A 26,361-nucleotide genomic window follows, 5' to 3' on the forward strand; every position below is an offset into this window, starting at 1 on the left:
TGACAGCGTTTTTGAGCTGGCTATTTTGCGAATGGCAGGACTTTCAAGCCTTGATCACTGGTATTCACGGCCAGCGACACCTGGCCTTGTAAATTGAGCCATTGCGGGTAATCCAGCTTGGTCGTGCTATGCAGCATGACACTGGGCGCGCCCCAGGTACGGCCACCATCCACAGAGACCATGGCCACAATATCAAAACCGCTGCTATCCCGCTCTTGCCAGGCCAGCCAGACTTTATCGGCCACGCTCAACAAGGCCGGATGACTGGCATTGCGTTTGAGGTCACCAATCCGTTTCGGCGGTGAGCTCACCCAGGCTTGGCCATCCATGCGCGCCAGCCGCAAGCCGGGCTTGTCCCCTGCCCCATCAAAATAGGCCAGGTGATAGCCAAAGCCTTCACCAACCGCAATCGCAGCACCATGATGCGGACAACCATCCAGTTTCCAGTGACCATAACTGGCACGCACCAGCACCGGTTTGCCGGTGCCACCAATTTCGGCCATGGCATGGTCGCGCTCACTGCCCTCAAAGACATGCCGCCACAAGACCGCCACCGTGCCATCCGGCTTGCTGGTCATGGCAATCCGGCAACACTCGCAGCTGCTATCCGCCAATTTTTGTTCTGGGGCAAAACTTTTGCCTTGATCGCTTGAAACCGCATAGTAAATGGCAGCACCATCATACGGTTTACCCGTAGCCTTGGCGGCCAGCAAATCACGTTTATCCACCCAGGCCACGGTGATGGTGCCATTGGCGGCCACGTGCAAACTGTCAAAACGGTGGGTGATTTCATCGCGGTGCTGGTGCACGATATAAGGGGCCTCAAAGCTTTTGCCGCCATCGGTAGAGCGTGCAAACCAGATATAGCCGGCATAAGGCTTTTTCAGCGATTCGGTCCAGGTGACATACAGATGGCCATTGGGGCCAACCGCAATCTTGGGCCTGGCTTCGCCATCGGCGGCCACTTTCATCGGCAACGGATTGACCACGGTTTCCCGACCAAGGGGTTTGCCCGTGGCATCCAGCAAAGACACCCAGACCTGACCCTGCCTGGCCTGAGCCAGCCAGATGCGGCCGGCACCCTCGGGCGCGACACTGACGGCCAGGGCGTTGGGCGCCTGCTCGGCATGGCCCTCATGACCTTCGTGCGCTTGCGCACAATCCACCCAGCTTGTCATCAGGACAAATAGCCCTAAAACCACGCTTAACCCGTGCCTGAGCAGATTGATTTTATGTATAAAATTGACGTTCATTAACACAAGTGAAACTCGCTAAAGTTTAGCGCCAACTGCGCCGTTAACCCACTTAATCGTCCCAGATAGACGCCTGGAATCAAGCAGACTGAATTATGTTACCCACCGTTTTTGATCATCATAGCACAGCATGGTTGCAGCCATTTGCCGTCACCATGCCCGATATGGCTATGCTGGCCATCAATCGCCGTGCAGTGAGCCTGGCGGCAAACGAACAGGCATTGTCTCTGCTCGCCCCCGTGGGTGAGGAATTACCCAAAGAGTCACGTCAGGTGCTCATCGAAGCCATGCGCGAAGGCAAAACCGAGCTAAACATCACGCTTACCCTCAAAGGCCTCAAGCGCGATTTCAAATGCAGACTATTCTATCCGCAACACACCCGTCGCGCCGTGGGCCTCATGCTGGAGGAAGAAGAAAAGACCTTGACCGACCAGTTGCTGCATATGCAATCCATCGTGCATTCACTGATCGAAATGAGCCCTGACCTGATTTGCATCAAGGATAGCGACAACCGCTGGATGATGGCCAACGAGCAAATGCTCAACACCTTCCAGATCAACCATTTTGACTTTGAGTTTTTGAATAACCGTCAAATTGCGCAGACCTTGCATCCGGTATTCCGCAACAGTTTTGAACATCACGAAAAATCAGACCAACAAGTCTGGCAAACGCGCCAGCCCTACCACAATGAAGAGTTGGTGCATTTGCCACAAGGCGGTCATAAAACGCTAGAGGTGCATAAAGTCGCCTACTACGACCGCGAAGACCTTCCAAGCCACCTGATCACGGTCGCCCGCGATGTGAGCGAGCAAAAGTTTATTCAAACCCAACTCAACAACCGCAGTGCCGTGCTGGATACCCTGATCTCATGCGACTGGATGCTGCACTCGACTGAACGCTGGCAAACGGTGGCAGAAAACGTACTGCAACAATGCTGCCTGTCCTTCAGATTCAGTCGCGCCACCCTGCTGCAGCATGAGAATATCCATACGCGCAACAAGACAGAAATGCGCTCCAAGGCCCTGTTTCATTGGGCCATGAACGGCTTTCATGCCACGTATGAGCACTGGGAAAAAGTGTCTTTCCTCACGCCAGAACTACAACGCTGGCATGCCCTGCTGGCGCAGGGCCAGCCGGTCATGTGTGATGCCCTGAGCCTGCCAGAGGCCGAGCGCGCCCTGCTCAAGTCGCACGACACGGTCAACCTGGTCATTGTGCCGCTGATGCTGGACGATGACTGGTGGGGCTCCATGGTCATTGAACGCTGTTTTGATGCAGAGCCGACCAGTTCACAAGAACTGGGCTCACTGATGGCTATCGGCCGCACCTTGAGCGTGGCCATCAACCGCGAACAAACCGGCAAACATCTCAAGCTGGCAAAAATCGCCTTTGACAGTACTACCGAAGGCATCATGATTGTGAACCCGGCCGGGGAGCTGGTCGGGATCAACCAGGGTTACACCTTGATTACTGGCTATGCAGAAGAAGAGGTGCTGGGCAGCAAACCGCAAATCTTCAAACAGCGTCCGCGCGGCTTGTTTGGTGCGCTCAAACGTCATGGCAAATGGTCTGGCGAAATTGAGAATGTCCGCAAAAACGGTGAGAGCTACACCGAGTGGATGACCATCACGGCGGTGCGTAACCACGCCAATGCCATCACCAACTATGTGGGCGTGTTTGCGGATATTTCGGAAATGAAACGTTCGCAACGCCAGTTGAACTCTCTGGTCAATCACGATCCGCTGACCGGCCTGCCTAACCGCCGTCTGATTAATCACCTGTTCGCGCATGCGATTCAGCGCTCCGGCCGCAATGAGCAGCAAGCGGCCATTCTGTTTATCGACCTCGACCGCTTTAAAAATATCAACGACAGCCTGGGGCATTATGCAGGCGACCAGTTATTGTTGAGCGTAACCGAACGTCTGCGTCAGGCCGTCCGTGAGTCTGACATCGTTGGCCGCCTTGGTGGTGACGAATTCATCATCATGCTGGAAAACCTGCGCAGCAAGGCCGATGCGTCACAAAAAGCGCATGATATTCTGGAAGCCCTGCGAGTTGAATTCAATATTGACCACCACCAGATTTTTGTCAGTGGCAGCATAGGCATCTCGATGTACCCGCAGGATGGGCAGGATGTCGAGAGCCTGATCAAAGCCGCCGACCTCGCCATGTATCAGGTCAAAAACAACGGTAAAAACCATGTCGCGTTTTACGACGCTGCACTGAGCCGCGATGCCGTTGAGCACTTCCAGCTGGAAACCGAGTTGCGGCAGGCGCTCAATAAAAACCAGCTGAATATGTTCTATCAGGCCCAGATTGACCTCAAGACAGGCATGATTATTGGCGCGGAAGCGCTCATCCGCTGGATGCATCCGACACAGGGCATTATCTCGCCCGCCAAATTCATCCCGCTGGCAGAAGAAACCGGCCTGATTCTGAGCATAGGGGAATGGGCCCTCGCTCAGTCGGTCCGGCAAGCGCATGCCTGGCATCAACAGCATCCGGAATTCAAGAAAATTGCGATTAATGTCTCTGCTGTGCAGATCATGAAAAGCAAGTTTGCCGACACGGTCTACGGCATCCTGATGGAAAGCGAATGTGACCCATCCATCATTGAGCTTGAAATCACCGAAAGCACCTTGATGCAGCATACGCAACATGTGGTCGACACCTTCAATCAACTCAAGCTGTTGGGAATCAGCATTGCGATTGATGATTTTGGCACCGGCTACTCTTCACTCTCACACTTGAAACGGTTGCCGCTGGACCAGATCAAGATAGACCGCAGCTTTGTCAAAGACCTGCCAAACGACAAGGACGATGCTGCGATTACCAGTGCGATTTACGCCATGGCGACCCAGCTGGGATTTACTGTAGTGGCTGAGGGCGTAGAGACAGAAGAGCAGGAAAAATTTTTACAGCGACTGGGGTGCCAGACAGCCCAAGGCTATCTGTACGCCTATCCGGTCAATGCGGACGATTTTGTAAAACTGTTAACATTAAACAATCAAAGAAAAATAAAACGCCATGCATAATCAAGCCTCCGACACTTATTACATTAGCCCAGACCAACTGCAAGTGGGGTTATATATCCACCTTGATCTCGGTTGGATGGATCATCCATTCTCGGTCAGCAACTTCAAGATCACTGAAGATGCGCAAATTGACACGATCAAATCGCTGGGGCTCAAGCAGCTACGCTATGACCCGCGACGGAGTACCAGTCACCCGCTGAAAAAAAATGCCAATGTTGTGGAGTTTCTGGTGAAAAAAGCGTTGTTCCCGGAGCCGGAACCCGCCAAAGAAACAACGCCGCTCAATGCTGCTCAGCAAAAACGACAGGTGCTCAAGCAAGTCATCAACGAGAGTGAGCAAAAGTTTATGCGCACCAGTGCCGAGGTCAAAAATATTCAGAAGCTCTCTACCGAGCATCCTGACCAGGCCTATGGACTGGCTCAAACCCTGGTACAAGACCTAGTCAGCAGCACACTGACTGAAGGTGATATTGCGATCCACGCCATGAGCGGACACCGTGTCGGCGATCAGCATTACCAGCATGAGCTGAATACCCTGGTGGCCAGCCTGATCCTGGCCAAGAACCTGAATATCAGCGATGAGGATGCTGTGATACTGGGCATGGCGGCCATTTTGCATGATATTGGCAAGCGGCAGATTAGTGACAAAATCCTGTTGAAAAAGGACCCCCTTAACCTGCGCGAAGTCGCGATTTATCAAACCCACGTCGCCTTAGGCCTGAATATGCTCAAAGAGGTGGCCGTACCCAAAAAAATCATGACACTGATTGCCCAGCATCATGAATTTGCGGATGGCAGCGGTTACCCGCAAGGCCTGCGTGCAGAACAGATTGACCCGTTGGCGCATATCCTGATCATCGCCAATGTGTATGACAATCTATGCAACCCTTCTAACCCGGCCTTGGCAAAAACGCCCTACGAAGCGCTCAGCATGATGTTTGCGCAGCAACGTCACCAATTTGACCAGACCATTTTGCGCCGCTTTATCAAGTGCCTGGGCATTTATCCGCCAGGCAGTGTAGTGCGCCTTTCAGATCAGCAACTGGCAACGGTGATCTCCACCAACCCGCAGCAACCTTTAAGGCCTTTCGTGCAGATCCTCAACGATGATCCTGAGGAAGAGGGTGAAACTTTTGACCTCAGGGAAGCGCTGGACATCAACATCATCCAGTGTCTGAAACCAGAGCAGCTGCCCGATATCCTGCAAAAACGTATGCGGCTCAAACAGCGCACCAGCTACTTTCTGGATAAAGTTTACGCGACCGTTTGACCCGGTTGAAAGATGACCCGCGGTAAAAATGGCGCGGGTCAATAATCAAACTTGACTTGTACATACCCCGTGCGTTGCGGGTAGGGGTGGCGGACATAGGCCTGATCGTTGTTCAGATTATCGATCCCCACACTGGCGGTCCAGCGCTTGCTCATGTGATAGTTGGCCTTCACATCCACGAAAAAGAACTTGCTCGCAGCGATGTAGGTGTCATCATTGACATCGCTGTTATCCAGCAAGTTGTATTGACGGCCGCTATACCGGGCACTCACACTGTAGGTAATCTGACTGCCCTGATGATAGGTCGTCACCAGCTTGAACATTTCGCGTGGAATCCGCGGGGCCTTATTGCCCTCAATACTTCGGTCCACCCGGTTACGGAGTATTTCTGCATCGGTAAACGTAGCACTGCCCAAAATATCCAGGCCATGAATCCATACATCCTGCCATTCTGTGGACAACTCTATCCCCCGGGTCCTGACGTGGTCCAAATTCTGGATAAAGGAACAGCCACCCGCCCCGGCTGTACACACCCCTGTGCCATAGGGAATCGCGCGGCCATTGGCAATGGTCTGTGAGATCAAGGCATCATATTTTTCTTCGTTAAACACGCTGGCGCGAATCAGGCCGTTAGCAAACCGCCTTTCGGCGGTGATTTCAGCTGATAGCACCTCCTCCGGTTTGAGATTCGGGTTGTTCTGGACAATCTGGCTGCTCTGCGTAACCTGTTGATAGAGCTCACTCACCGTCGGAAAACGGAATGCCTGTCCAAATGAAGCACGGAATCCCCATTCTGGCATGGGTTCAAAACTCAATGAAACCTTGGGCGAAAACCGGTTAGCCTCTGCCGTCGCATAATTGGCCGTAGACAACACGCCGCCAGTCACGGCCTGGTTACGGCCATCCATAGCCTGCCAGCGCTCTGCACGTCCGCCTAACGTGAGCGACCATTGCGGGTGCAATTGCCATTTATCCTGAATAAACAATGCTTGCGTACGCGTGCTGCCACGTGAGCTGCTATTCAAGTTGCCTTTGTTTCCCACTTGCCAGTCTGCCGTATCAAAGGTGGTGCTGCCAAGATCGTACTCATCAATATGGTAGCCCACATCCACAACATGCCGCCCCCAGCCAGCCTCTGCTGGCCTGAAGGTTGCACGCGCATCAAAGGTGGTCCAGCCCGTGCCTGACATGTCTGTCACGCGCCCGGCACGATTGATGTAGGGATTCCCCGCAGCAAGTGTCGTTGTCGAGGTAGCAATATTTGACTGGCTATTTTTGTCCTGCTGGTAGTCATAGTCTGAAAAAGTCAGTTGCCAGTCAAAAAAGCCTTTGCTGTCCGACTTGAGGTCAATGGCCTGCATGACATGCGTCGCGTCGGCTTTTGACGGATTAAATCCGCTCAAATCATAGCGCAGGCCATTGAGCTGTACGCGGTTGTTATACACCGTGTTTCCATTAGCGTCCTTGAGATACGACGCCACATCCGTATGACTGTTCAAATGCCATAACCCCAGGGTATAGGTGGCTTTCACGGTATCCGTTACATCGTATGCGGCCTTGAACCGCAGATTTGTTTGCTCCGGCCGCTCCATGCTCACTGCCCCAAACACATTACGCGGCAAATTTCTATCGTTTTTGTCGACAGAGGCACCGGTAACGGCGACCCCGCCCGCTGTGCGGCTCCCAGCACTCAAATCACGGACGACAAAATCCATGGGCTGGCCTTCATTATTCAGATAATCAGCGCTGAGCAGCAGGCTCAGGTCATTCCATTTGTCACCAAGCGAAGCAGAAAGGTGCTGGCCTTCAAGATTGAGTTTTGAATGGTATAAATCAAAATTTTGGCGGAAATACTGCACATTGGTATGCGCCTCCAGCTTGGTCGGCATCCTGGTTTTTACACTGACCACACCGCCAAACGAGTTACCGGCGAACATGGCAGAAAAAGGTCCATACATCATGCTAATCTGCTCAATCTCATCCGGACTAATCATGCCCCAGCGTGGCGGGAAGGCAAACGAGTTTCCCAGCAAATTGGAGAGTAATACGCCATCTGCGTACAGCATGGTTTGCGCACTTGAAAGTGTCCCCACGGTCCGCCCGGCAATAATGCCGTTTCTATCGCCAATATAGCGCTCCCGGATTTGCAAACTGGGCAAAAACTTCATCGCCTGCGCGGCCGTGGTGGCATTCACACTCTCCTGAATCTGTTTTTTGTTAAAGCTTTCTACGGTGGCCGGATAATCGACAATCCGGCTATCCACCGTACCCGATACCTCGACATCATCCAGCTCTACCTGATTATGATCGGCATACACTGGCATGGATGCCAACCCCAACACCAGGCTGGCACCCCAGTAAAGGCTGCCTGGTAAACGAAACTGCTTCATGACTTCTTCCCTGAGCATTTAAGTAGATGGTTAATAAAATAGATTAAAAGCCACATTGACCGACCGCCCCATGCCGGGCACATTCATCCCGTAATAGGCGGCCCCCCCCGTCGTCATGGAGTTACCTTCTGCCACATATGCCCCGCCCAGGGGCAATAAATAAAATTTGTTGAACAAGTTTTCGACAGAAAAATCGAGGCGTGCATGCTGCCACTCATAGCTGCTGCGCAAATGAAAAATCGTGTAACCAGGCGTATTTACTTCGTTTCGCACCTCTGAAACGCGCACTTTTTCTGCCACACTTTGCAGCTCAAGACGGTTGGTCCACTTGCCCAATTGATGCTGAAAGCCAGCTTTTAGATTGAGTGGCATCATGTGGTAAAGATGTCCGCCAGTGGTTTCATTATTCCCACGTACGTAGCTAATTACCCCTGTGGCTGAAAAGTTGCCTACACTTGCCAATCGCCCAAACTGATAGCTGCCGGACAAATCCGCCCCATATAGCAGCGCATCCACATTCTCATATTGCAACAAGACGTAGCAATTCGTGGTCGTGACGTTAGTACCATTACAGCCGCTCCCCGCAGAGGTATTTCGTTGCAGGCGTCTTGCATCAATATAATTGTCAACATAAGTGGCATATGCCGTCGTTTTCACCGCCCATTTTTCATGGTTGGCATCCTGCCAATCCGCGACCACACTCATGGTATAGGCGACCTCAGGCTTTAGGTCTGGATTACCCACATAACCATTGCCATCCCCAACAAAGTTATTCATCAAGGCGGCCATGCTATTGGTAGACCATGCGAAGCGTTCGTATAAATTGGGAGAGCGATTTTTGCGGGCGAATCCGATCTCATAAGCCTGATTGGCGTCAGCACGATATTTCACTAGCGCGGTCAAATCATACTGCTGAGTCTGGGTGTTACGATCGCCACGATTCAGTTTGGCAGCATCCACACTATAGGTAGTGTTGTAGCCTTGAACAGGGTCAACAGATGAACGGACACTGTCTGTACGCAGGCCTAATAATGTCATCCATTCTGCATCCCATACAGACTCCCACTCGCCATAAACACCCAGACGGTCTCTTTTACCATTCCGTATGTTCTGAAACGTGTTTGGCCCCATATTAAAACCATCAATAGGTGTCCACCAATCGTCGAGACGATAGTTTTGGAAATCCACCCCAAGGCGCAGCGTGTCACGCGCATTAAGTAGCAAAGTGGTTTTGATGCTGCCGCCATCAGTGCTTGCGTCGCTCAGCATAGGCATATACATACCAAATGCTCGGCTGCGCAACATATCCATGGCGTGTCGGATGTCTTGATGAAAATAGCGAACCTCCAGTTCACCCCAATCGTATGCTCCCAGATAATGCATGTTGACGGTTTTATTTACGTTTGCAGGCTTGTGCGTTAACAGGCTGGAACCATTATTCGGATCAAACTCGCTGGAGACCATGTCCATACGCTGATTGGGAAACCCCTCCCAATCTATGCTTTGCTCACCCCACTTCAATTCAAACAGGTGATTGTCATCCACGTTCCACGCCAACCCCAGCTCCTGATTACGCGATCGGCGGAAAGCAGAGCTGGCCACCTCTTTTTCGCCAACCCGATCTTCAGTCGGAGTCGTTTGCAGAATTGGTTTTTTGAAATTGCCTGCTGCCTGATAATTATTAGCATCGGCATAAGTCTCTGTATATGCCAGACTAAACTGACGGGTTGCTGCACCCAAAGCCACATTGGCTCCTCTGGCCGCCCCATTGCTCCGGTAAAACGTCCCCAACTGCCCAAAGCTGACATAGACCTGATCGTCATTTGCAAAGCGCGGACGCGCTGAATCCACTTGTATGGTGCTGCCGATACTATCGCCGCCCACGCTAACTGGGGCAACGCCCGCATAGACCTGAATGCTGCGCACTTGCGCCGGATTGATAAATGACAACGCCGGGTTCATATGATTTGGGCAAGCACTCATCAAATCCATGCCATCCACTTGCGTACGGTTACGGTCATCTGCAAACCCATGGATGGTCGGCAGGCTTGAAATGCCGCCAGCACTAAAGCTACTGACACCAGGGATCTCTTCTAGCAACTTAGCGGTATCTGTCGTGTTAGCCCCCTTTTGCCGAATGGCTTTCAAAGGGATGACCTCCCCTTTAAAACGGCTTTCCTGGTCAACTTGCACGGGAGGCAATTGCAAGCTTTTCTCGCTTTCCTCAGCATTAGGGCCAGCGTAACCAAGCATGGGCGAGACGAGCAACGCCATCAACAATCTCAATAATTTCATGATTTTTTCAGTCAAAGATGGCAAATGCGCATGCATTTACCATCTTTCTCCGCTCTTCCTAGTTATGCTTGCTCACGGCGGCGGCGCGCTATCATGCCGGTCATGACCAGGCCTAAACTCAACAGCGTATAGGTGCTTGCCTCAGGAACAGGCACAGCCACAATGCTGATCACCTGACTGACGGGATACCCACTCATGGTGCCCACCGAGCCATACCCAGCCGCGGAGGTCCCTGTCATACAAACGGCGCCCATCATGCCGCCAGGCGCACAGTCGGCATAAGCCAGTTTGTTAATTTGAGTCTGTGTCAACGCAGTCAATGGATTATCAGGGACAAAAATCAAGGCGTAAGCGTTACCAGGATTATTTGCCGGACGCGGATAGCCGTAATAAACACCGCCGATATCCACACCCGCCTGAGGGCTCCAGCCATCCCCGCCAGCCAGGGTTGAGAAGGTATTCGTGTTGCTGTTTTTAAAGGTGGCAGCAAATGTGCCGCCTAAAGCAGCGTCATACCAAGAAACCAACTGGTAATTCAGGTTTAACCAAGTCATATTGGAAGCATCTGTACCAGTCATAGACTCACTCAGCTTACCCGCCAGGCCGGTAATTACTTTTGTTGCTGAGTCATAACTAAATGACCCTTCAAAAATAGAGTTTTTTGGCTGGGTGTCTGGCTCAAACCAGGTGGTGGTCACATTGTAAGTAGATACCGCAGCAAATGCTGGGCTGGTTGCCAAAGTCATGGCAGCGATTGCCAATGTTTTTTTCAATACGTTCATTTTCTTCTCCTATCATGTTGGTGAGGGCGTTAAGCACACTCACCAACGACTCATGTCATGGGGTTAATTGCTAAGACGGCGCACCTGCCAGCCGACCAAGGCCAGACCTGTCAGCAACAGGGCCATGTTTTCCGGCTCTGGGACTGCGCTGACATTCAGTGAGGCGGTGTAGCCAAAACTAGTCGCCAGCTGGTTTGCGGCGTTGTTACCGCCAATCATGATGGTGTAATCCCCTGCCCCCAGCAGAAACTTGCCGGTGACCACATCGGTCGCTGTGGTCGCAGAGCCCTTGTAGATAAAGCTGCTCAGTTCGCTGTCGATGCCAATCGCATCGCCGTCACCGCCCATTTTCCAGTTGCCCAGTGCGTTCCAGCTGCCATCGGTGTCGGTATACGACTTGTTGGAGCCCAGGTTGGCTTGCGCCCAGCTGTAGCGCCAGACGATAGAAGCGTTGGCACTATCGTAATCGGCACTGGTTTGCGTGCCAGGGAAAACACCGCCAGTTCTGATGGCCGCCAGTCCACCGTAAATAGAGAAAGCAGGTAACAGATCGGCAGAGGTTGCATCGACGCTGAAATCCACCCAGGCATTGTTTTGCAGGGTGAAGCGGAAAGCGCGGCCGATATGGCTATCGCCCAGATTGCCGTCAGCAGCGCCGGCCCAGCCATAGTTGGTATTGACGGTGGTGGTAATACTATTGCTGGCATTCACCAGGCCAGAGAATGTGCCAAAGTCACGCCCGGTATAACTTAAATGCGCCCAGGCAGGTTGAGTGAGTCCCAGCAAGGCCAGGGCCAAGAAGGTTTTTTTCATATACTTTTCCTCAGAAATATTTTTTGTAAACGGCATGCCCCCTACTGGCCAGCTACCAGCAGGGTTAGCATCACACATCAGGCGGCGAAGACTTGCCTGGCATCCCGATCGGGTTGCCAGCGGATAAGCGCGCTGATGTCACAAGCAAAATAAGAGCAAAGTTTGCCCAGATGCTCAGTGCATGCGTTGTAAGAAGGATTTTTGACCATGCGATGCAAGGTCATGCGGCTGATGCCGGTAGACTCAGCGATTTCTTTGAGGGTGATGTGGCGTTTCCACTCCACCTGTTTGGCAAATATCATTGCCTGAAGGTTGATGACGATCATGTCATGACTCCATATGTGCCTGCATCACAGGCATACCCATAAACCGTCTAGACGACAGACGGTGCTAGATTGAGCGTGGAGTCAGTGGGGGTGCGCGCGTGGGGTGCGCGGTGGAGTAAACACTTGCGACAACCGGGGCCTGATAGCTGCTTAAAGCAATCTCGGCCTGGGCTTGTTGAAACAGAATGTAAGCCGGATTGGGCTGGGGCAATACCACATCATCCATCGCCATATGGCAGAACGGACAATGATTGAGATGATGTCCCAGTGAAACCGGTTTTTGTGAAGGCTGATAGTCAATCAGGGTGGCGCGCAATTTTCCTTGCGTGGTGATCACCTGAATGACCAGTTTACTGCCCTGCGAGGAACACACCTCCTGAATAAAGCTTTTGCCTGTTTGCATGGGAAACGCGAGGCTCAACGTCGGCACGAGCGCAGCCAGCATGATAGCCATCAAGGCCATGCGTGCCATCCAACGTTGAAATTTGCGCGTCACCATGCCGCCATTTTAACGGCAATCCTTTAAAATAAACAATAGCCTCTTCATTGACACAGGACAAACCATGGCCACTCCCAGCCTGCTGGCACTACTAGATGACATTACCACCATGCTGGATGACGTTTCCGTCATGAGCCAGCTCGCGGCCAAAAAAACAGCGGGGGTGCTGGGCGATGACCTTGCGCTCAATGCCCAGCAAGTCACTGGGATTGCCGCCAAGAGAGAGCTGCCAGTGGTGTGGGCGGTGGCGCGAGGATCGCTGCTGAACAAACTGATTCTGGTGCCTGCAGCGCTGTTGATCAGTGCGTTTTTACCTTGGCTGATCACCCCCTTGCTGATGCTGGGAGGGGCCTTTCTGTGCTTTGAAGGCTTTGAGAAAGTCTGGCACAAACTGCGCCATGACAAGCACTCGGACACCAGTGAACAAGCGATCCACGCCGCCATGCAGCAACCTGAGACAGACCTGGTCGCCCTGGAGCAGGAAAAAATCAAAGGCGCTGTTCGGACGGACTTCATTCTGTCCGCCGAAATTATTGTGATTGCCCTGGGCGTTGTCGCCGATGCAGCTATCACGCAGCGTATTCTGGTGCTCTCCCTCATTGCAGTCGTCATGACACTGGGGGTGTATGGCCTGGTCGCTTTGATCGTCAAAATGGATGATATCGGCTTATGGCTGATGCAACGAAGCGGTCATCATCTTCTGGCCTCTGCCGCACGCAAAACAGGTTGGGGCATGGTGCAAACGGTCCCCTACCTGATGCGCTTGCTCAGCATCGTCGGCACCGCGGCCATGTTTCTGGTCGGCGGTGGCATTCTCGCCCATGGCATCCCCCCCTTGCATGCGCTGATTGAGCAATCTCCACAGTGGACGCTGTTGTGGAACGCCTTGATCGGCATATTGGCGGGCGCTATCTGCTTCGTCTTAATCCATATCGCGATGATATTTAGAAAGAAACACTAGTTTTTTTCTAAGCCCTTGTTAGAATTACCTAAAAAGGGGGCTTCATGATACTTTCGCGCAAAGTAATAGTGGTTGCTTTATCGGTTTCCGTTGCTTGCTTGCTCGGTTCTTTGCAAGCAACACCCGCTCAAATGTTATGGCTGGATAATGTGCACTGGTTTGTCACCAATGCGGCCTGCCTGATTCTGGCGCTACTGGGTTATTACCGCAGCCATCTCTCACACCGCCCCTGTAAACGCTGGTTTGTGTTTGGTACCTTGGCCTATTTTACCGGCGGCGTGCTCTGGATATTTGAAGTCCTCACCAAACAAACCAATTTCCCCGCCCAGTCCGATATTTTTTACCCCCTCATGGGCGTATGCCTCATCATCGGCTTTATCACCGCCTTACGCAGCCAGCTTTCTGCGGCCAAAACCTGGGCATTCTCGATTGACACCATTTCATTCAGCATTGCTGTTCTCAGCTACATCCTAATTTTATATTTGCCACAATCGTCCGAAGTCAGCCCACTACAGCTGGCCGTGCTCAGTGCCTACCCTGCCAGTTTACTCAGTGCTGCGCTGGTTTCCCTGCTATTGATCCCATACCTGCGACCGGCATGGATGATGCCCTGGCTTATGCTCAGCGCGGGGTTGACCTTGCTGGGCGCATGCTGGATGCAATGGAACCTGAACGCACTCAACCACGTGCCTCAAACTAGCCTCTGGACCAATTACGGTTTTTCAGCGGCAGACCTGTTGATCGGCAGCGGGCTGTATGGCTGGCAAGTCCGCATTGCCAAGCGCGTGTCTTATCACAGGCAATGCAGACGCGTTCGCGGCTTGATTCCAGCCATTACCTTTATTTTTAGCATGTGTACACTGGCGCTCATCTGGTGGCAAAGCGGCCCGCACCCCTATGCCTATTACATTGCCATCGGCTCAGTCATGATGATTCTGGTGTTCTCGGCCCTGCGGCAAAGTATCTTGCTGCGTGAGAGTGAAAAACTGCTACTCGCCGAAAATCTGCTGGCCGAAAAAGAACGCCAGTTCCAGCAGTTGTCGCGCAACGACCCGCTCACGCGGCTTCCCAACCGGCTGGCCATACACACACTGCTAGAACACGCCATCATCACGGCAGCCGATGCCAGCGACACCGTCGCCCTGCTCATGATTGATTTAAAGCATTTTCAAAGCATTAACGACAGCTTCGGCCACCATACCGGCGACTTGTACTTACTGGAGATCGCCCAGCGCCTGCAATATATCACGCATGAATCCGGCGAGTTAGGCCGTGTGCATGGCGACAAATTTGCCCTGATTACCTCGCGGAAAACCGATGCCGAACTGGTTCATCTGGCAAACAATTTATGCAGAATTGTGCATAAGCCCGTGCTGATTGAAGGACATGAATTGATTCTGGATGCCTATATCGGCATCAGCCTGTTTCCGCGTGATGCAGAAGATGCAGAGCAGCTGGCACGCAATGCCAACACCGCACTTGCGCATGCCAAGCACGGCACCCAACATCCGTATTTATTCTATTGCAAAGAACATACCAGGCTGGCTCAAAACCGCTTCAAGCTCGACGTGCAACTGCGCAAAGCCATCAAAAAACAAGAATTCTTTTTGCAGTTTCAACCGATTTTCAGCCTGGGCAAACAACAACCGGTCATCTGCAATATTGAGGCGCTCATCCGCTGGAAAACCAACAAGGGAGAGGTGGTCTCCCCGGCTGAATTTATCCCCTACGCCGAACAGTCTGGCCTGATTTTACCCATGGGCGAATGGATTATTGCAGAAGCATTCAAGCATTGGGCCAAGCTGGTTAAAGACAGTGGTCATGAGGTGGGCCTTTCAATTAACATCTCCCCGCGGCAATTCCGTGACCATAGCTTGCCACTGCGCATTGCCGGGCAACTACAACGCTATCACCTGCCGGCCCGCTTGCTGACCCTGGAAATCACCGAAAGTGCCGTCTTTGAACATGAAGAACAGGCGCTGGAAACCTTAAAACAATTCAAGGCTATTGGCGTGCGCCTGTCGCTCGATGATTTTGGTGTAGGCAACTCATCGCTGTTTAAACTCAAACACCTGCCCCTGGATGAACTCAAAATTGACCGTGCCTTTATGATTGATGTACCGGAAAGCAGCGCCGACAGCGAAATTGTCAGCACCATTATCAAAACAGCCGGCATTCTGGGCTTGTCCGTTGTGGTAGAAGGCATTGAAACCGAAGCGCAGCTTGAGTTTCTGCGCAAGATCGGCTGCGATTGCATCCAGGGCTTTCTGCTGGGCCGCCCGATGGATATCCAAGGCATTCCGCCCCTGTTAGTCGCGGCCAAGACACAAACGCTGAGCGCTTAATCTTTGACGCTGTCAGCCTACGGCTTAAAACTGCAGTTTGAGTTGTATAGTCACGGCATCACCTTCCCGCACACTCGCCTGCTTGCGAATTTCTGCCTTTAAAAACAAGGCATAGCGCTTGTGATCAAATGCCGGAAAAATCGAGGTTTGCCACGTCAAGGCTGGGGCTGGAATAGATGGGGCGCGGTTGGAAGTGATACTCGCAGTGACCTTGACCGCCCCCCAGCCGCGGCGTTTGGTTTGATGGTATTGGCTAAGGGTATGAATTTCGTCAGAGATGTCTGGCGGCAAGCTGACGTAATGCCAGGTGCTTTTGCTGCCTTGCCAAAGCCTGATCACATCAGTAAACGTATATTCCAGTCCATCCATCACCACCTCAGTCATCGCAAGTCACCAGGACCCGCGTTCACTAGACTGCAGAACGCGGTTTCAGGAGGCCGTGGGTTGTTTAAAACTATCCAGCATCAACATGCCCACACCGACGCAAATGGCACTGTCTGCCACATTAAACGCAGGCCAGGCCCATTGCTGATAATAAAACAGCAAAAAGTCCACCACATAGCCGAGCGTGAGGCGATCATAGAGATTGCCCAAGGCGCCGCCCAACACCAGCGCCAGCCCCAAACAGAATACCTTTTTCTGCGGATGTTTGACCAGCAAATACACCATCACGGCCGAAGCCAGCGTAGAGACCGCGGTGAAAAAGCCATGCTGCCAGCCGCCGGCATTGGCCAAAAAGCTAAAGGCCGCGCCGGTGTTGTGGTAACGCACCAGATCAAAAAAACCGGTCACTGGCACGTGCTCGCCATAGACAAACATGCGCTGGATCAGGTGCTTGGTGTAGAGATCAAGCGCGATGACAATGGCGCTTAACACCAGCCATGGCAGAGCCGAGCGAACATTAGGCATAGTTGCGCACTTCACCTTTGCCAAACAGGTTGCTTACACAGCGGCCGCACAGGGTCGGGTGTGCGAGATCAATGCCGACATCCGCACGGTAATGCCAGCAACGGTCGCACTTCTGGTGTGCGCTCGGCTTCACCAGGATTTTCTGCGCTGACGCATCGGCCACTTTATAGGTGATCGCGCTGGAGGTGATCATGACAAAGCGCAAGTCATCCTGCAGGCTGCTCAGGGCTTCAAACGCCTCGCTGGTAACATGAAACTCCAGCTCGGCTTGCAATGAAGACCCCACCTTGCCTTCGCCACGCAACACTTCAATCTCTTTGGCAGCTTGCGCGCGCAAGGCAATAACAGTTTGCCAGTGCTGTAATTGCGTGTCACTCAAGCCATGGGCAGGCAATGCATACCAGTCTTCTTCAAACACGGTCGCCACAGCATCCAGTCCCAAGGTCTGCCAGATTTCATCAGCAGTAAAGCTCAAGATTGGCGCCATCAAACGCATCATGGCATGCGTGATGTGATGCAGGGCGCTCTGAGCCGCACGTCGCGCATGCGAGGTTTCACCGCTGGTGTACAAACGGTCTTTGAGGATATCGAGGTAGAAACCGCCCAAGTCTTCAGAACAGAAACTCACAAATTTCTGTACGGCCAGATGGAATTCGTATTTGTCGTAATCGGCCAGAATACCCGTTTGCAATTGATGGGTCAGATGCAGCGCGTAACGGTCAATTTCCAGCCACTGATCAACCGGCAACAAGTCTTTGCTGGCATCAAAGTCAGCCAGGTTAGAGAGCAAGAAGCGCAAGGTATTGCGGATACGGCGATAGCCATCGGCCACGCGCTTGAGGATCTCGTCACTGATGGTCAGCTCACCTGAGTAGTCGGTTGAGGCAACCCACAAGCGCAGGATATCAGCACCATAGGTGTCCATCACCTTTTGCGGTGCAACCACGTTGCCTTTGGACTTACTCATTTTGTGACCTGCTCCATCCACCACAAAACCATGTGTCAGCAAGGCTTTGTAAGGCGCATTGCCATCAATGGCGCACCCAGTCAGCAAGCTGGACTGAAACCAGCCACGGTGTTGGTCAGAGCCTTCCAGATACAAGTCAGCCACAGGCTGGTGTTCAGCCTCACGCTGGTTAGCTGCCGCAGATAGGCTAGCATGATGCGCTGAACGCACCACTGCATAATGCGTGGCGCCAGAGTCAAACCACACGTCCAGCGTATCGGTCACTTTTTTGTATTGCTCGGCATTTTCAGGCGCATGCTGCGCGAGGAAAGTCGCGCCATCGAGGCTGAACCAGGCTTCTATGCCCTGCTGCTCCACCTGTTTGCACACGGTTTCCAGCAACTGCATGGTCTGTGGATGTGGTTCACCAGTTTCTTTATGCACAAAGAACGGCATAGGCACACCCCAGTTACGCTGGCGAGAGACGCACCAGTCTGGGCGGTTTTTAATCATGGCCTCCAGGCGTGCACGGCCCCAGCTCGGGAAGAACTGGGTCGCGTCTACCGCTGTGTTGGCATGTTCACGCAAAGCTTTGCCATCTTTGCCAACAGAGTTCATGCCAATAAACCACTGATGCGTTGCCAATTGCATCAATGGCGTTTTATGGCGCCAGCAATGCGGGAAGCTGTGGTTTAAACGCGCAGAGGCAAACAGCACGCCGTTTTCCTGCAATTTAGCCAGAATCACTTTATTCGCATCCTGACGGCTCAGGCCTCGGATCTCAGCCAGCTCAACCAGCTCACTGGTAAAAAACTTGCCATCCCCCCCCATCAAGACGCGTGGTTTTTCATTCGGGAAATGCGCACGCATGACCAGCCAGTCATCGTTACCGTGGGCGGCTGCCGTGTGGACCAAGCCAGTACCGGCATCGGTGGTGACGTGGTCGCCCGTGATCACAGGCACCTGGCGGTGATCGAACGGGTGTTGCAACAATAGGCCACGCAGGGCTTCACCCTTGCAACTGGCGACCACAGAAGTATTTTCTTCCGCATATCTGACCAAGGTTTTCTCGGCCAGGTCACGCACCAGAATCAGCAAGCCTTTACTGGTTTGAATCAGGTCATATTCGAGCTCGGCATTCACACTCACCGCCTGGTTGGCAGGTAAGGTCCATGGCGTCGTGGTCCAGATCACGGCATAAGCATCACCATTCACTGTTGTACCAAATGCTTTGCTTAACGCAGCGTTGTCCACCACTTTGAAGCCCACATCAATCGCAGGTGAGTTAACGTCCTCATACTCCACCTCGGCTTCAGCCAGCGCAGAACCGCAGTCCACGCACCAGTGCACGGGCTTGGAACCCTGGTACAAATAGCCATTCTGGTAGATTTCGCCCAAGGCACGCATGATATCTGCCTCGGTATTAAACGCCATGGTCAGATATGGGTGATCCCAATCGCCCAGTACCCCCAGGCGAATAAAGTCTTTTTTCTGTTTCTCGACCTGCTCAGCGGCGTAGGCGCGGCATAGCTCACGAAACTTGGCAGGGTCTATATTTTTTCCGTGGTTTTTCTCGACCACCAACTCAATGGGTAGACCGTGGCAATCCCAGCCTGGCACATAAGGCGCGTCAAAACCACTCATGGTTTTGGCCTTGATGATGATGTCCTTGAGGATTTTATTGACGGCGTGACCAATGTGGATGTCACCGTTAGCGTAAGGCGGGCCATCATGCAGTATGAACGCTGGCGCACCTTTGCGCTTGGCGCGGATACGCTCATAGACCTTGCGTTCTTGCCAGCTTTTTAACCAGGCGGGTTCGCGCTTGGACAAATCACCACGCATGGGAAAGCTGGTTTCGGGTAAATTCAGTTTATATTTTGAATCTTTGCTTTGGTCAGTCATTTAAAATTCTCAAATCGTTTTAACCACAGATAAACACAAAGGCACACAGATATTCTGCGTCGGCTCCCAGCAATTGCTTGGTTTTTATCTGCGTTTATCTGTGTGTATCTGTGGCAAAATAGCTTTTTGCTGCTGCAGTATCCAGCGCAATTTGCGCTTTCAGGGCATCCAGTCCGGCAAATTTTTGCTCGTCGCGCAGTTTTTGAAAAAACTGCACATGCACATGTTGATCGTAAAGATCACCATTAAAATCAAACACATGCACTTCGAGTTTAAGCTTGGGGATGCCTTCCAGCGTCGGGCGATTGCCCAAATTGGCCACAGCCGGTAAATTGTTCAATTTTACCGCATAAACCCCTGTCAGTGCAGGCCGTTCGTGGCGCATATGGACATTGGCAGTGGGGAACCCCAGTTGCCGGCCCAGCTTGGCGCCATGGACGACCTTGCCACTGATGCTGTAAGGCCGCCCCAGCAAGGCCTGCGCTTTGAGCAACTCACCAGCCGCCAGCGCATCGCGCACCAAGGTGCTCGACACACGCTCACCTTGCAGCTGCACTTCTGGTAAGGGAATCACATTAAACCCGTGCTCAATCAGGGTTTGCACACTGCCCGCCCGCCTGGAACCAAAACAGAAGTCCTCGCCCACCATCACCACATTGGCGTTGAGTTGCTCGCGCAGCACTTGCATAAAAGCGGCTGGACTCTGCCCGGCAAACGCCTGGTTAAAGCGCTGCACATAGACATGCTGCACACCACACTCGGCAAAATACTCCAGCTTTTCGCGCATGGAGGCCAAACGCGCGGGGGCGTTTTGTGGTGTAAAAAATTCACGTGGATGCGGCTCAAAGGTCATGACCGCTGGCGTAATCTTGTAGGTTTGCGTGTAGGCAATCAGCTGCCTGAGCAAGGCCTGATGCCCTAAATGCATGCCATCAAAATTACCGATGGCAATCGCCTGCGGCGTTTGAGCCGCTGGAAAATGACGAAATATTTGCATTATTTGGCCACCCGCTTCATAAAATGTTGAGGCCTAAAGCCTAGCAAACCTAAGGCTGAAAAATAAACTGCCATACCCAAAACCACCACGCCCGCCAGATGCAGCATGCGCGTCAAGGCTGGCATGGCTAACCAATCCCCCACCCAACGATCTGTGGCGTGCAATGCCAAGGCCATCAGGGTGACCGCAACGAGCAGCTTGAACAGAAAGCGGCCCCACCCTGGCTGCGGCTCGAACGCACCACTTTTTTGCAACATAACCCACAGCATGGTCGCATTCAGGCAAGCGCCCAAGCCCACGGCCAGCGCCAGCCCGGCATGCTGCAATGAGGTAAACAGCAAAAAGCCCACATTGAGAATTTGGGTCATCACCAAGGTAAAAATCGCAATTTTGACCGGTGTTTTGATATTTTGGCGTGCATAAAAGCCAGGGGCCAGTACCTTGACCATAATCAGGCCCAGCAGGCTCAGGCTATACGCAATCAGGGCGCGCTCGGTTTGCGCCACATCGACCGGTGTGAATTTGCCGTAATAAAATAGACTCGCCACCAATGGTTTGGACAGCACGGCCATCGCCACAGCCGCCGGAATGGCCAGCATAAACGTAAGGCGCAAGCCCCAGTCCAGCAATTGCGAAAACTCGGCGCTGGATTTATCCACATGCGCCTTGGATAAGCTGGGCAACAAAATCGTGCCCAATGCCACGCCCAGCACCCCGGTCGGGAACTCCATGAGGCGGTCAGCGTAATACAGCCAGGACACACTGCCTGTGGGCATGAATGAGGCAAAAATGTTATTCAACACAATCGAAATTTGCGCGACAGAAACGCCAAAAATCGCGGGCCCCATGAGCTTAAGGATGCGGCGCACGCCTTCATCTTGCAAATTCAGTTCGTAGCGCGGCAACATGCCTATCTGTTGCAGGTAAGGCAGTTGATACAGTAACTGAATAATCCCGCCGACAAACACGGCCCAAGCCAGTACATACACCGAGTTGTGAAAATGCGGGGCAATAAAAATCGCAGCGGTGATAAAACTCAAATTGAGCCAGACGGGCGTAAATGCGGGCACCTGAAACTTGCTGAAAGCATTCAACACGCCCCCCGCCATCGAAACCAGCGAGATAAACAGGATATAAGGAAAGGTAATGCGCAACAGCTCCGTGGTGAGTGCGAATTTGGCCGGGTCGCTCACAAACCCAGGCGAGGTCAGCCGCACGATCAGCGGTGCTGCCAGCATGCCCACAATGGTGATCCCGACCAGAAACAGGCCCAGCAAACTGGCAACATGATTGATCAAGGCCCGGGTCGCTTCTGGCGTGCGTTGCTTGCGATATTCGGAAAGGATAGGCACGAAGGCCTGGCTAAATGCCCCTTCGCCCGAGATCCGGCGTAATAGATTAGGAATCTTGAAAGCGACAAAAAAAGCATCGGTGGCCATCCCCGCGCCAAAAATACGGGCAATCAAGGTGTCACGCACAAATCCCAGCAGGCGCGAAATAAAGGTCATGCCACCCACGGTGGCCAATGCTTTGAGCAAATTCATAAATGGTGGAAAATATAGGCCCTGGTTTATTTTTTTGATCGTGAGCCGCTCCCAACGAACGGCTGACTGATTAAAAATTTGGCCGATTTTACCATGCAGGCATCCGCAGTCGAGGAAAATGCGTTTTTATCTTGCAAAAACAAAGCGAAAACAGTATGATGCACGGTTTCGTATCACACCCCTTTTGAAAGTTACAGGATAAAACGAATATGGCAAATACCGCACAAGCTCGCAAACGCGCGCGCCAATCCGTCAAAGTTAACGCGCACAACGCTGCGTTACGTTCAACTTTGCGTACTGCGATCAAAAAAGTAATCAAAGCGATTCAATCTGGTGACAAAGCTGCTGCTGTGGCTTCTTACCAAGAAAATGTCAGCGTGATCGACCGTATCGCTGACAAAAAAATCATTCACAAAAACAAAGCTGCTCGTCACAAGAGCCGTTTGACTGCAGCAATCAAAGCATTGTCCGGTGACGCACCTGCAACTTTGGTTTCTGTGAAAAAAGCAGCAGCCCCTAAAGCCGAAGCTGCACCAGCTAAAAAAGCTGCCAAGCCTCGCGCGAAAAAAGCCGCTGAATAATTTCAGTAGGGGTGCATACTAAAAAAGCCGGACTGATGTCCGGCTTTTTTATTGCCTTGATCTATTGATTACGATGATCTAGCGCATTATCCAAACCGCTGTTGCTGTTATGATCACAGCTGAAAATGCAATCTTTGCCCAGGAGAGCCCCTTGAGTTTTATTGACAAAAACTTGCTTGAGAATGAAGTGGTGATTTACCGCGCGCAGATGCACTGGATTATTTTCCTGAATACCTTCATCTACTTATTGTTGAGCGTGTTGGCGTGCGCATTTAATCTGCGCTTGGCACAATCCAACCAGCTATTATGGGCGATCAGCCTGCTCGGCTTGTTGCTGTCCTTGATCAGTGGCATCAGCAGCTATATCCGCTACAAGACCTCTGAATTTGCCATTACCAACAAACGCGTGCTGATCAAGATTGGCTTTATCAGACGCCACTCGCTGGAAGTATTGCTCCATAAGGTGGAAGGCATAGGCGTCAATCAAAGCATCCTCGGCAGAGTATTCGGCTTTGGGACGATTACCGTCACAGGCACAGGCGGCACCAAAGAAACGTTTGACCAAATTGCTGCACCGCTTGAATTTAGAAAACAGGTGCAGGCAAACCTTTCGTAGCCTGCCTGCTTCAGAGACAAAAAAGCCCGGATAACCGGGCTTTTTTGATGGCGCTGGCAAACAGTTATTCACCAATATGCAACTCGCTACGCGCCACTTTAGCGGCATTCAACACAGCCTGCGCATCATCGCCAATCACCGTGAAATGGCCCATTTTGCGGCCTTTGCGCGGCTCATGCTTGCCATACAAATGCATTTTGAGGTTGCCGTGGGCAAAGGCTTTATCCCAAGCTGGCTCTACCTGTTTACCACTGTACAGCCAGCTATCGCCCAGGATATTCACCATCACCGCATCGCTATGCAAGCGCGGACTACCCAAGGCTTGGCCGGTGATCACGCGCACTTGCTGTTCAAACTGATTGGTGACACAGGCATCGATAGTGTAATGGCCAGAATTGTGAGGGCGTGGCGCAATCTCGTTCACCAGCAACTGGTTGCCCACCACAAAAAACTCAACGCCCAATACGCCGACATAATTGAGCTTGGTTGCCAGTTTTTTGGCCAGCTCTTGGGCATTGGCTTTGATCACTTCAGAACAGCGCGCAGGGGCGATGCTGACATCCAGAATCCCGTTCAAATGGCTGTTTTCTGCCGTGGGGAAGGCGGCAATGTGGCCGTGCGCATCGCGCGCCAGCACGACAGACACTTCCAGGTCCAAAGGCAGCATTTTCTCCAGCACGCAGACTTCTTGCTTAAAGCCCTGAAAGGCAGCGACCGCTTGCTCACGGTTGGCAACACGCGCCTGACCTTTACCATCGTAACCGAAGCGCGCCACTTTGAGCACGGCAGGATACATCTCGCCACCCGCAGGCAAGTCGCTCTCCGCCATCACCGGCACAAACGGACCCACCGGCAAGCCAGCTTCTTTAAAGAACGTTTTTTCTTTCACACGATGCTGGGCAATCGCCACCGCATCCGCGCTCGGATGCACGACGGTAGACTTAGCCAAGGTAGCCAGCGTCTCGGCCGGTACATTCTCAAATTCGGTAGAGATGGCCTGACAGGTTTCCGCCATGGTTTTCAGCGCGGCCGCATCGTCATAGGCTGCACATAAATGCACATCGGCAATCATGCCTGCCGGACTGTTCTGGTCAGGGTCCAGCACAGTGACTTTATAGCCCATCTCGTGCGCTGCGATCACAAAAAAGCGACCCAGCTGGCCGCCGCCTAACATGCCCAACATGGCAGGAGGTTGAATCACGGATGATGTCATGGTTTTTCGCTCAACTCCATTGCATGCACTTTTTCAGCTTGTTTTTTGCGGAAGGTAGTTAATTTTTCTGCTAACACCGGATCTTGATTGGCCAGCATCGCCACCGCAAACAAACCAGCATTGGCCGCACCGGCATCGCCAATGGCAAAGGTCGCCACCGGGATGCCCTTGGGCATTTGCACGATGGACAACAGGGAGTCTTGCCCTTGCAGATGCTTGGAAGGTACAGGCACACCTAACACTGGCAAGGTGGTTTTTGCTGCAACCATGCCAGGCAAATGTGCGGCGCCCCCCGCCCCGGCAATAATCACCTGAAAGCCATTACCTAAGGCAGACTCAGCAAACTCGAACATCAGGTCTGGCGTACGATGGGCAGAGACCACACGCGCTTCATAAGCGACACCAAAATCTGCCAGCATTTGTGCGGCATTTTTCATCACCGGCCAGTCACTGTCCGACCCCATAATAATGGCTACCAAAGGTTTACTCATCCCGTTACCTTTTAATCAATGTGTTCACTTGTCATGCGTAGCTGGCTTCTGCAGCCAGCTACGTTTGCTTATAACAACACCAGATTGTCCCGGTGTATCAATTCTTTTTCTTCCACATACCCCAGCACGCTTTCTATTTCGCTACTGGGCTTACGTTTAATCCGTCGTACTTCATTGGCATTGTAATTGACAATGCCGCGTGCCCATTCCTTACCCGTGGCATCGACGCAAGCCACCACATCGCCGCGCTCAAACTGGCCCAGCACATCGACCACGCCAATCGGCAGCAAGCTTTTACCCTCTTTGGTCAGGACATTCACCGCGCCGTCATCCAGCACCAATTTACCACCCACGCGCAGATGATCCGCCAGCCATTGCTTTTTAGCCAGCGTTTTCATTCTCACGGCTTGCAGGTGCGTCCCAATCGCCTCGCCCTGACTCAAACGTACCAGCACTTCCGGCTCGCGCCCTGATGCAATCACGGTATGTGCGCCACTGTTGGCGGCGCGCTTGGCGGCCAATATCTTGGTTAACATGCCGCCAGTACCCACTGAGCTGCCTGCGCCGCCTGCCATGCTTTCGAGCGCAGGATTGCCTGCAGTTTCAAAATTGATAAACACGGCATTCGGGTCTTTACGCGGATCGGCGGAATACAGGCCTTTTTGATCAGTCAGGATGATCAGCGCATCTGCTTCAATCAGATTCGCCACCAGCGCACCCAGGGTGTCGTTATCGCCGAAACGGATTTCTTCAGTCACCACCGTATCGTTTTCATTGATAATCGGGATGACATTGAGGTCTAGCAGTGTGCGCAAGGTGGAGCGCGCATTGAGGTAGCGCTTGCGGTCGGCCAGATCTTCGTGGGTGAGCAGCAATTGCGCCGTGTGCAACCCGTGTTGCGCAAAGCATTGTTCATACATCTGCACCAGGCCCATTTGACCAACGGCCGCAGCGGCCTGCAGCTCATTGACCTCTACCGGGCGTTTTTTCCAGCCCAGTCGCTGCATGCCTTCGGCAACCGCACCACTGGAGACCAGCACAACTTGTTTGCCCTGCTTGACCAAGGCACTGATTTGCTGTGCCCAAGCGGCAATCGCCGTCTTATCCAGGCCCTGACCATTGTTAGTCACCAGGCTGGAACCCACCTTGACGATCAGGGTTTTACTGTATTGTATGAGTGAAACGCTCAT

Annotated in this window: 21 protein-coding genes; 6 read left to right on the forward strand and 15 right to left on the reverse strand. The window is 52.6% G+C overall.

What is annotated here, in order from left to right; translation table 11 throughout:
* Positions 1-20: 20 nt before the first annotated feature.
* On the reverse strand, positions 21-1,178 hold the full coding sequence (locus tag Q9292_RS09605) for a sialidase family protein (RefSeq protein ID WP_313987344.1): 1,158 nt from the start codon (positions 1,176-1,178) through the stop codon (positions 21-23).
* A gap of 170 nt (positions 1,179-1,348) precedes the next feature.
* On the opposite strand from Q9292_RS09605, the gene Q9292_RS09610 reads away from it, so the two are divergent.
* Positions 1,349-4,288 (forward strand): EAL domain-containing protein, encoded by a 2,940-nt coding sequence (locus Q9292_RS09610; RefSeq protein WP_313987347.1) that lies wholly within the window; start codon positions 1,349-1,351, stop codon positions 4,286-4,288.
* Positions 4,281-5,558 (forward strand): HD-GYP domain-containing protein, encoded by a 1,278-nt coding sequence (locus Q9292_RS09615; RefSeq protein ID WP_313987350.1) that lies wholly within the window; start codon positions 4,281-4,283, stop codon positions 5,556-5,558. The genes Q9292_RS09610 and Q9292_RS09615 overlap by 8 nt, the downstream gene beginning before the upstream one ends.
* Positions 5,559-5,596: 38 nt before the next feature.
* On the opposite strand, the gene Q9292_RS09620 is transcribed toward Q9292_RS09615, so the two are convergent.
* The 6 genes from Q9292_RS09620 to Q9292_RS09645 all read right to left on the reverse strand — a co-directional run bounded on the left by Q9292_RS09620 (position 5,597) and on the right by Q9292_RS09645 (position 12,663).
* Entirely contained in the window at positions 5,597-7,948 is a 2,352-nt protein-coding gene (locus Q9292_RS09620) for a TonB-dependent receptor (protein ID WP_313987353.1), read from the reverse strand.
* A 30-nt stretch (positions 7,949-7,978) separates the two neighbouring features.
* Entirely contained in the window at positions 7,979-10,243 is a 2,265-nt protein-coding gene (locus Q9292_RS09625; RefSeq protein WP_313987356.1) for a TonB-dependent receptor, read from the reverse strand.
* 62 nt (positions 10,244-10,305) lie between these two features.
* Positions 10,306-11,025: a PEP-CTERM sorting domain-containing protein gene (locus Q9292_RS09630; RefSeq protein ID WP_313987359.1), complete on the reverse strand. Its 720-nt coding sequence runs from the start codon at positions 11,023-11,025 to the stop codon at positions 10,306-10,308.
* Positions 11,026-11,088: 63 nt separating this feature from the next.
* The gene (locus tag Q9292_RS09635; protein WP_313987362.1) at positions 11,089-11,838 is read right to left on the reverse strand and encodes a PEP-CTERM sorting domain-containing protein; all 750 of its coding nucleotides are present in this window, start codon (positions 11,836-11,838) and stop codon (positions 11,089-11,091) included.
* A gap of 77 nt (positions 11,839-11,915) precedes the next feature.
* Positions 11,916-12,164, reverse strand: a complete 249-nt coding sequence (locus Q9292_RS09640) for a helix-turn-helix domain-containing protein (protein ID WP_194748582.1) — start codon at positions 12,162-12,164, stop codon at positions 11,916-11,918.
* A 64-nt stretch (positions 12,165-12,228) separates the two neighbouring features.
* The gene (locus Q9292_RS09645; RefSeq protein WP_313987366.1) at positions 12,229-12,663 is read right to left on the reverse strand and encodes a DUF2946 domain-containing protein; all 435 of its coding nucleotides are present in this window, start codon (positions 12,661-12,663) and stop codon (positions 12,229-12,231) included.
* Positions 12,664-12,727: 64 nt separating this feature from the next.
* Between Q9292_RS09645 and Q9292_RS09650 the strand changes: the two genes are divergently transcribed.
* Positions 12,728-13,624, forward strand: a complete 897-nt coding sequence (locus tag Q9292_RS09650) for a DUF808 domain-containing protein (RefSeq protein WP_313987369.1) — start codon at positions 12,728-12,730, stop codon at positions 13,622-13,624.
* A gap of 131 nt (positions 13,625-13,755) precedes the next feature.
* Positions 13,756-15,969, forward strand: a complete 2,214-nt coding sequence (locus tag Q9292_RS09655) for a putative bifunctional diguanylate cyclase/phosphodiesterase (protein WP_313987373.1) — start codon at positions 13,756-13,758, stop codon at positions 15,967-15,969.
* Positions 15,970-15,993: 24 nt separating this feature from the next.
* Here Q9292_RS09655 and Q9292_RS09660 read toward each other — a convergent pair whose 3' ends face one another.
* The 5 genes from Q9292_RS09660 to murJ form a co-directional block, all read right to left on the reverse strand.
* Complete coding sequence (locus tag Q9292_RS09660; protein WP_313987376.1) at positions 15,994-16,353, reverse strand: DUF1905 domain-containing protein; 360 nt, start codon at positions 16,351-16,353, stop codon at positions 15,994-15,996.
* 45 nt (positions 16,354-16,398) lie between these two features.
* Positions 16,399-16,878, reverse strand: a complete 480-nt coding sequence (gene lspA / locus Q9292_RS09665; RefSeq protein ID WP_313987379.1) for a signal peptidase II — start codon at positions 16,876-16,878, stop codon at positions 16,399-16,401.
* A complete protein-coding gene (gene ileS, locus Q9292_RS09670; protein ID WP_313987382.1) occupies positions 16,871-19,729 on the reverse strand; it encodes an isoleucine--tRNA ligase in 2,859 nt (952 codons plus the stop codon). The genes lspA and ileS overlap by 8 nt, the downstream gene beginning before the upstream one ends.
* A 94-nt stretch (positions 19,730-19,823) precedes the next feature.
* The gene (locus Q9292_RS09675) at positions 19,824-20,726 is read right to left on the reverse strand and encodes a bifunctional riboflavin kinase/FAD synthetase (protein ID WP_313987385.1); all 903 of its coding nucleotides are present in this window, start codon (positions 20,724-20,726) and stop codon (positions 19,824-19,826) included.
* The gene (gene murJ, locus Q9292_RS09680) at positions 20,726-22,270 is read right to left on the reverse strand and encodes a murein biosynthesis integral membrane protein MurJ (protein WP_194748588.1); all 1,545 of its coding nucleotides are present in this window, start codon (positions 22,268-22,270) and stop codon (positions 20,726-20,728) included. Before murJ ends, Q9292_RS09675 begins: the two co-directional genes overlap by 1 nt.
* A 209-nt stretch (positions 22,271-22,479) precedes the next feature.
* Here murJ and rpsT point away from each other — a divergent pair, with 209 nt between their 5' ends.
* Positions 22,480-22,851 carry a 30S ribosomal protein S20 gene (gene rpsT / locus Q9292_RS09685; protein ID WP_194748589.1) on the forward strand — a complete coding sequence of 124 codons (372 nt, stop codon included), beginning with the start codon at positions 22,480-22,482 and terminating at the stop codon, positions 22,849-22,851.
* A 151-nt stretch (positions 22,852-23,002) separates the two neighbouring features.
* Positions 23,003-23,467 carry a PH domain-containing protein gene (locus tag Q9292_RS09690; protein ID WP_313987389.1) on the forward strand — a complete coding sequence of 155 codons (465 nt, stop codon included), beginning with the start codon at positions 23,003-23,005 and terminating at the stop codon, positions 23,465-23,467.
* 64 nt (positions 23,468-23,531) lie between these two features.
* On the opposite strand, the gene Q9292_RS09695 is transcribed toward Q9292_RS09690, so the two are convergent.
* From Q9292_RS09695 to proB, 3 genes are all read right to left on the reverse strand, one after another.
* The gene (locus Q9292_RS09695) at positions 23,532-24,680 is read right to left on the reverse strand and encodes a 5-(carboxyamino)imidazole ribonucleotide synthase (protein WP_313987392.1); all 1,149 of its coding nucleotides are present in this window, start codon (positions 24,678-24,680) and stop codon (positions 23,532-23,534) included.
* On the reverse strand, positions 24,677-25,171 hold the full coding sequence (purE, locus tag Q9292_RS09700; protein ID WP_313987394.1) for a 5-(carboxyamino)imidazole ribonucleotide mutase: 495 nt from the start codon (positions 25,169-25,171) through the stop codon (positions 24,677-24,679). Before purE ends, Q9292_RS09695 begins: the two co-directional genes overlap by 4 nt.
* 68 nt (positions 25,172-25,239) lie before the next feature.
* Positions 25,240-26,361: a glutamate 5-kinase gene (gene proB, locus Q9292_RS09705; protein WP_313987397.1), complete on the reverse strand. Its 1,122-nt coding sequence runs from the start codon at positions 26,359-26,361 to the stop codon at positions 25,240-25,242.

Source organism: Methylophilus sp. VKM B-3414 (genome assembly GCF_032248435.1).
GTDB classification, from domain to species: Bacteria; Pseudomonadota; Gammaproteobacteria; order Burkholderiales; family Methylophilaceae; genus Methylophilus; species Methylophilus glucosoxydans.

Bases quoted from the DNA above. Each gene is read 5' to 3' on its own strand.
- Q9292_RS09605 (WP_313987344.1), bottom strand. From the start codon at position 1,178: ATGACAAGCTGGGTGGATTGTGCGCAAGCGCACGAAGGTCATGAGGGC.
- Q9292_RS09610 (WP_313987347.1), top strand. From the start codon at position 1,349: ATGTTACCCACCGTTTTTGATCATCATAGCACAGCATGGTTGCAGCCA.
- Q9292_RS09615 (WP_313987350.1), top strand. From the start codon at position 4,281: ATGCATAATCAAGCCTCCGACACTTATTACATTAGCCCAGACCAACTG.
- Q9292_RS09620 (WP_313987353.1), bottom strand. From the start codon at position 7,948: ATGAAGCAGTTTCGTTTACCAGGCAGCCTTTACTGGGGTGCCAGCCTG.
- Q9292_RS09625 (WP_313987356.1), bottom strand. From the start codon at position 10,243: ATGAAATTATTGAGATTGTTGATGGCGTTGCTCGTCTCGCCCATGCTT.
- Q9292_RS09630 (WP_313987359.1), bottom strand. From the start codon at position 11,025: ATGAACGTATTGAAAAAAACATTGGCAATCGCTGCCATGACTTTGGCA.
- Q9292_RS09635 (WP_313987362.1), bottom strand. From the start codon at position 11,838: ATGAAAAAAACCTTCTTGGCCCTGGCCTTGCTGGGACTCACTCAACCT.
- Q9292_RS09640 (WP_194748582.1), bottom strand. From the start codon at position 12,164: ATGATCGTCATCAACCTTCAGGCAATGATATTTGCCAAACAGGTGGAG.
- Q9292_RS09645 (WP_313987366.1), bottom strand. From the start codon at position 12,663: ATGGTGACGCGCAAATTTCAACGTTGGATGGCACGCATGGCCTTGATG.
- Q9292_RS09650 (WP_313987369.1), top strand. From the start codon at position 12,728: ATGGCCACTCCCAGCCTGCTGGCACTACTAGATGACATTACCACCATG.
- Q9292_RS09655 (WP_313987373.1), top strand. From the start codon at position 13,756: ATGTTATGGCTGGATAATGTGCACTGGTTTGTCACCAATGCGGCCTGC.
- Q9292_RS09660 (WP_313987376.1), bottom strand. From the start codon at position 16,353: ATGACTGAGGTGGTGATGGATGGACTGGAATATACGTTTACTGATGTG.
- lspA (WP_313987379.1), bottom strand. From the start codon at position 16,878: ATGCCTAATGTTCGCTCGGCTCTGCCATGGCTGGTGTTAAGCGCCATT.
- ileS (WP_313987382.1), bottom strand. From the start codon at position 19,729: ATGACTGACCAAAGCAAAGATTCAAAATATAAACTGAATTTACCCGAA.
- Q9292_RS09675 (WP_313987385.1), bottom strand. From the start codon at position 20,726: ATGCAAATATTTCGTCATTTTCCAGCGGCTCAAACGCCGCAGGCGATT.
- murJ (WP_194748588.1), bottom strand. From the start codon at position 22,270: ATGAATTTGCTCAAAGCATTGGCCACCGTGGGTGGCATGACCTTTATT.
- rpsT (WP_194748589.1), top strand. From the start codon at position 22,480: ATGGCAAATACCGCACAAGCTCGCAAACGCGCGCGCCAATCCGTCAAA.
- Q9292_RS09695 (WP_313987392.1), bottom strand. From the start codon at position 24,680: ATGACATCATCCGTGATTCAACCTCCTGCCATGTTGGGCATGTTAGGC.
- purE (WP_313987394.1), bottom strand. From the start codon at position 25,171: ATGAGTAAACCTTTGGTAGCCATTATTATGGGGTCGGACAGTGACTGG.
- proB (WP_313987397.1), bottom strand. From the start codon at position 26,361: ATGAGCGTTTCACTCATACAATACAGTAAAACCCTGATCGTCAAGGTG.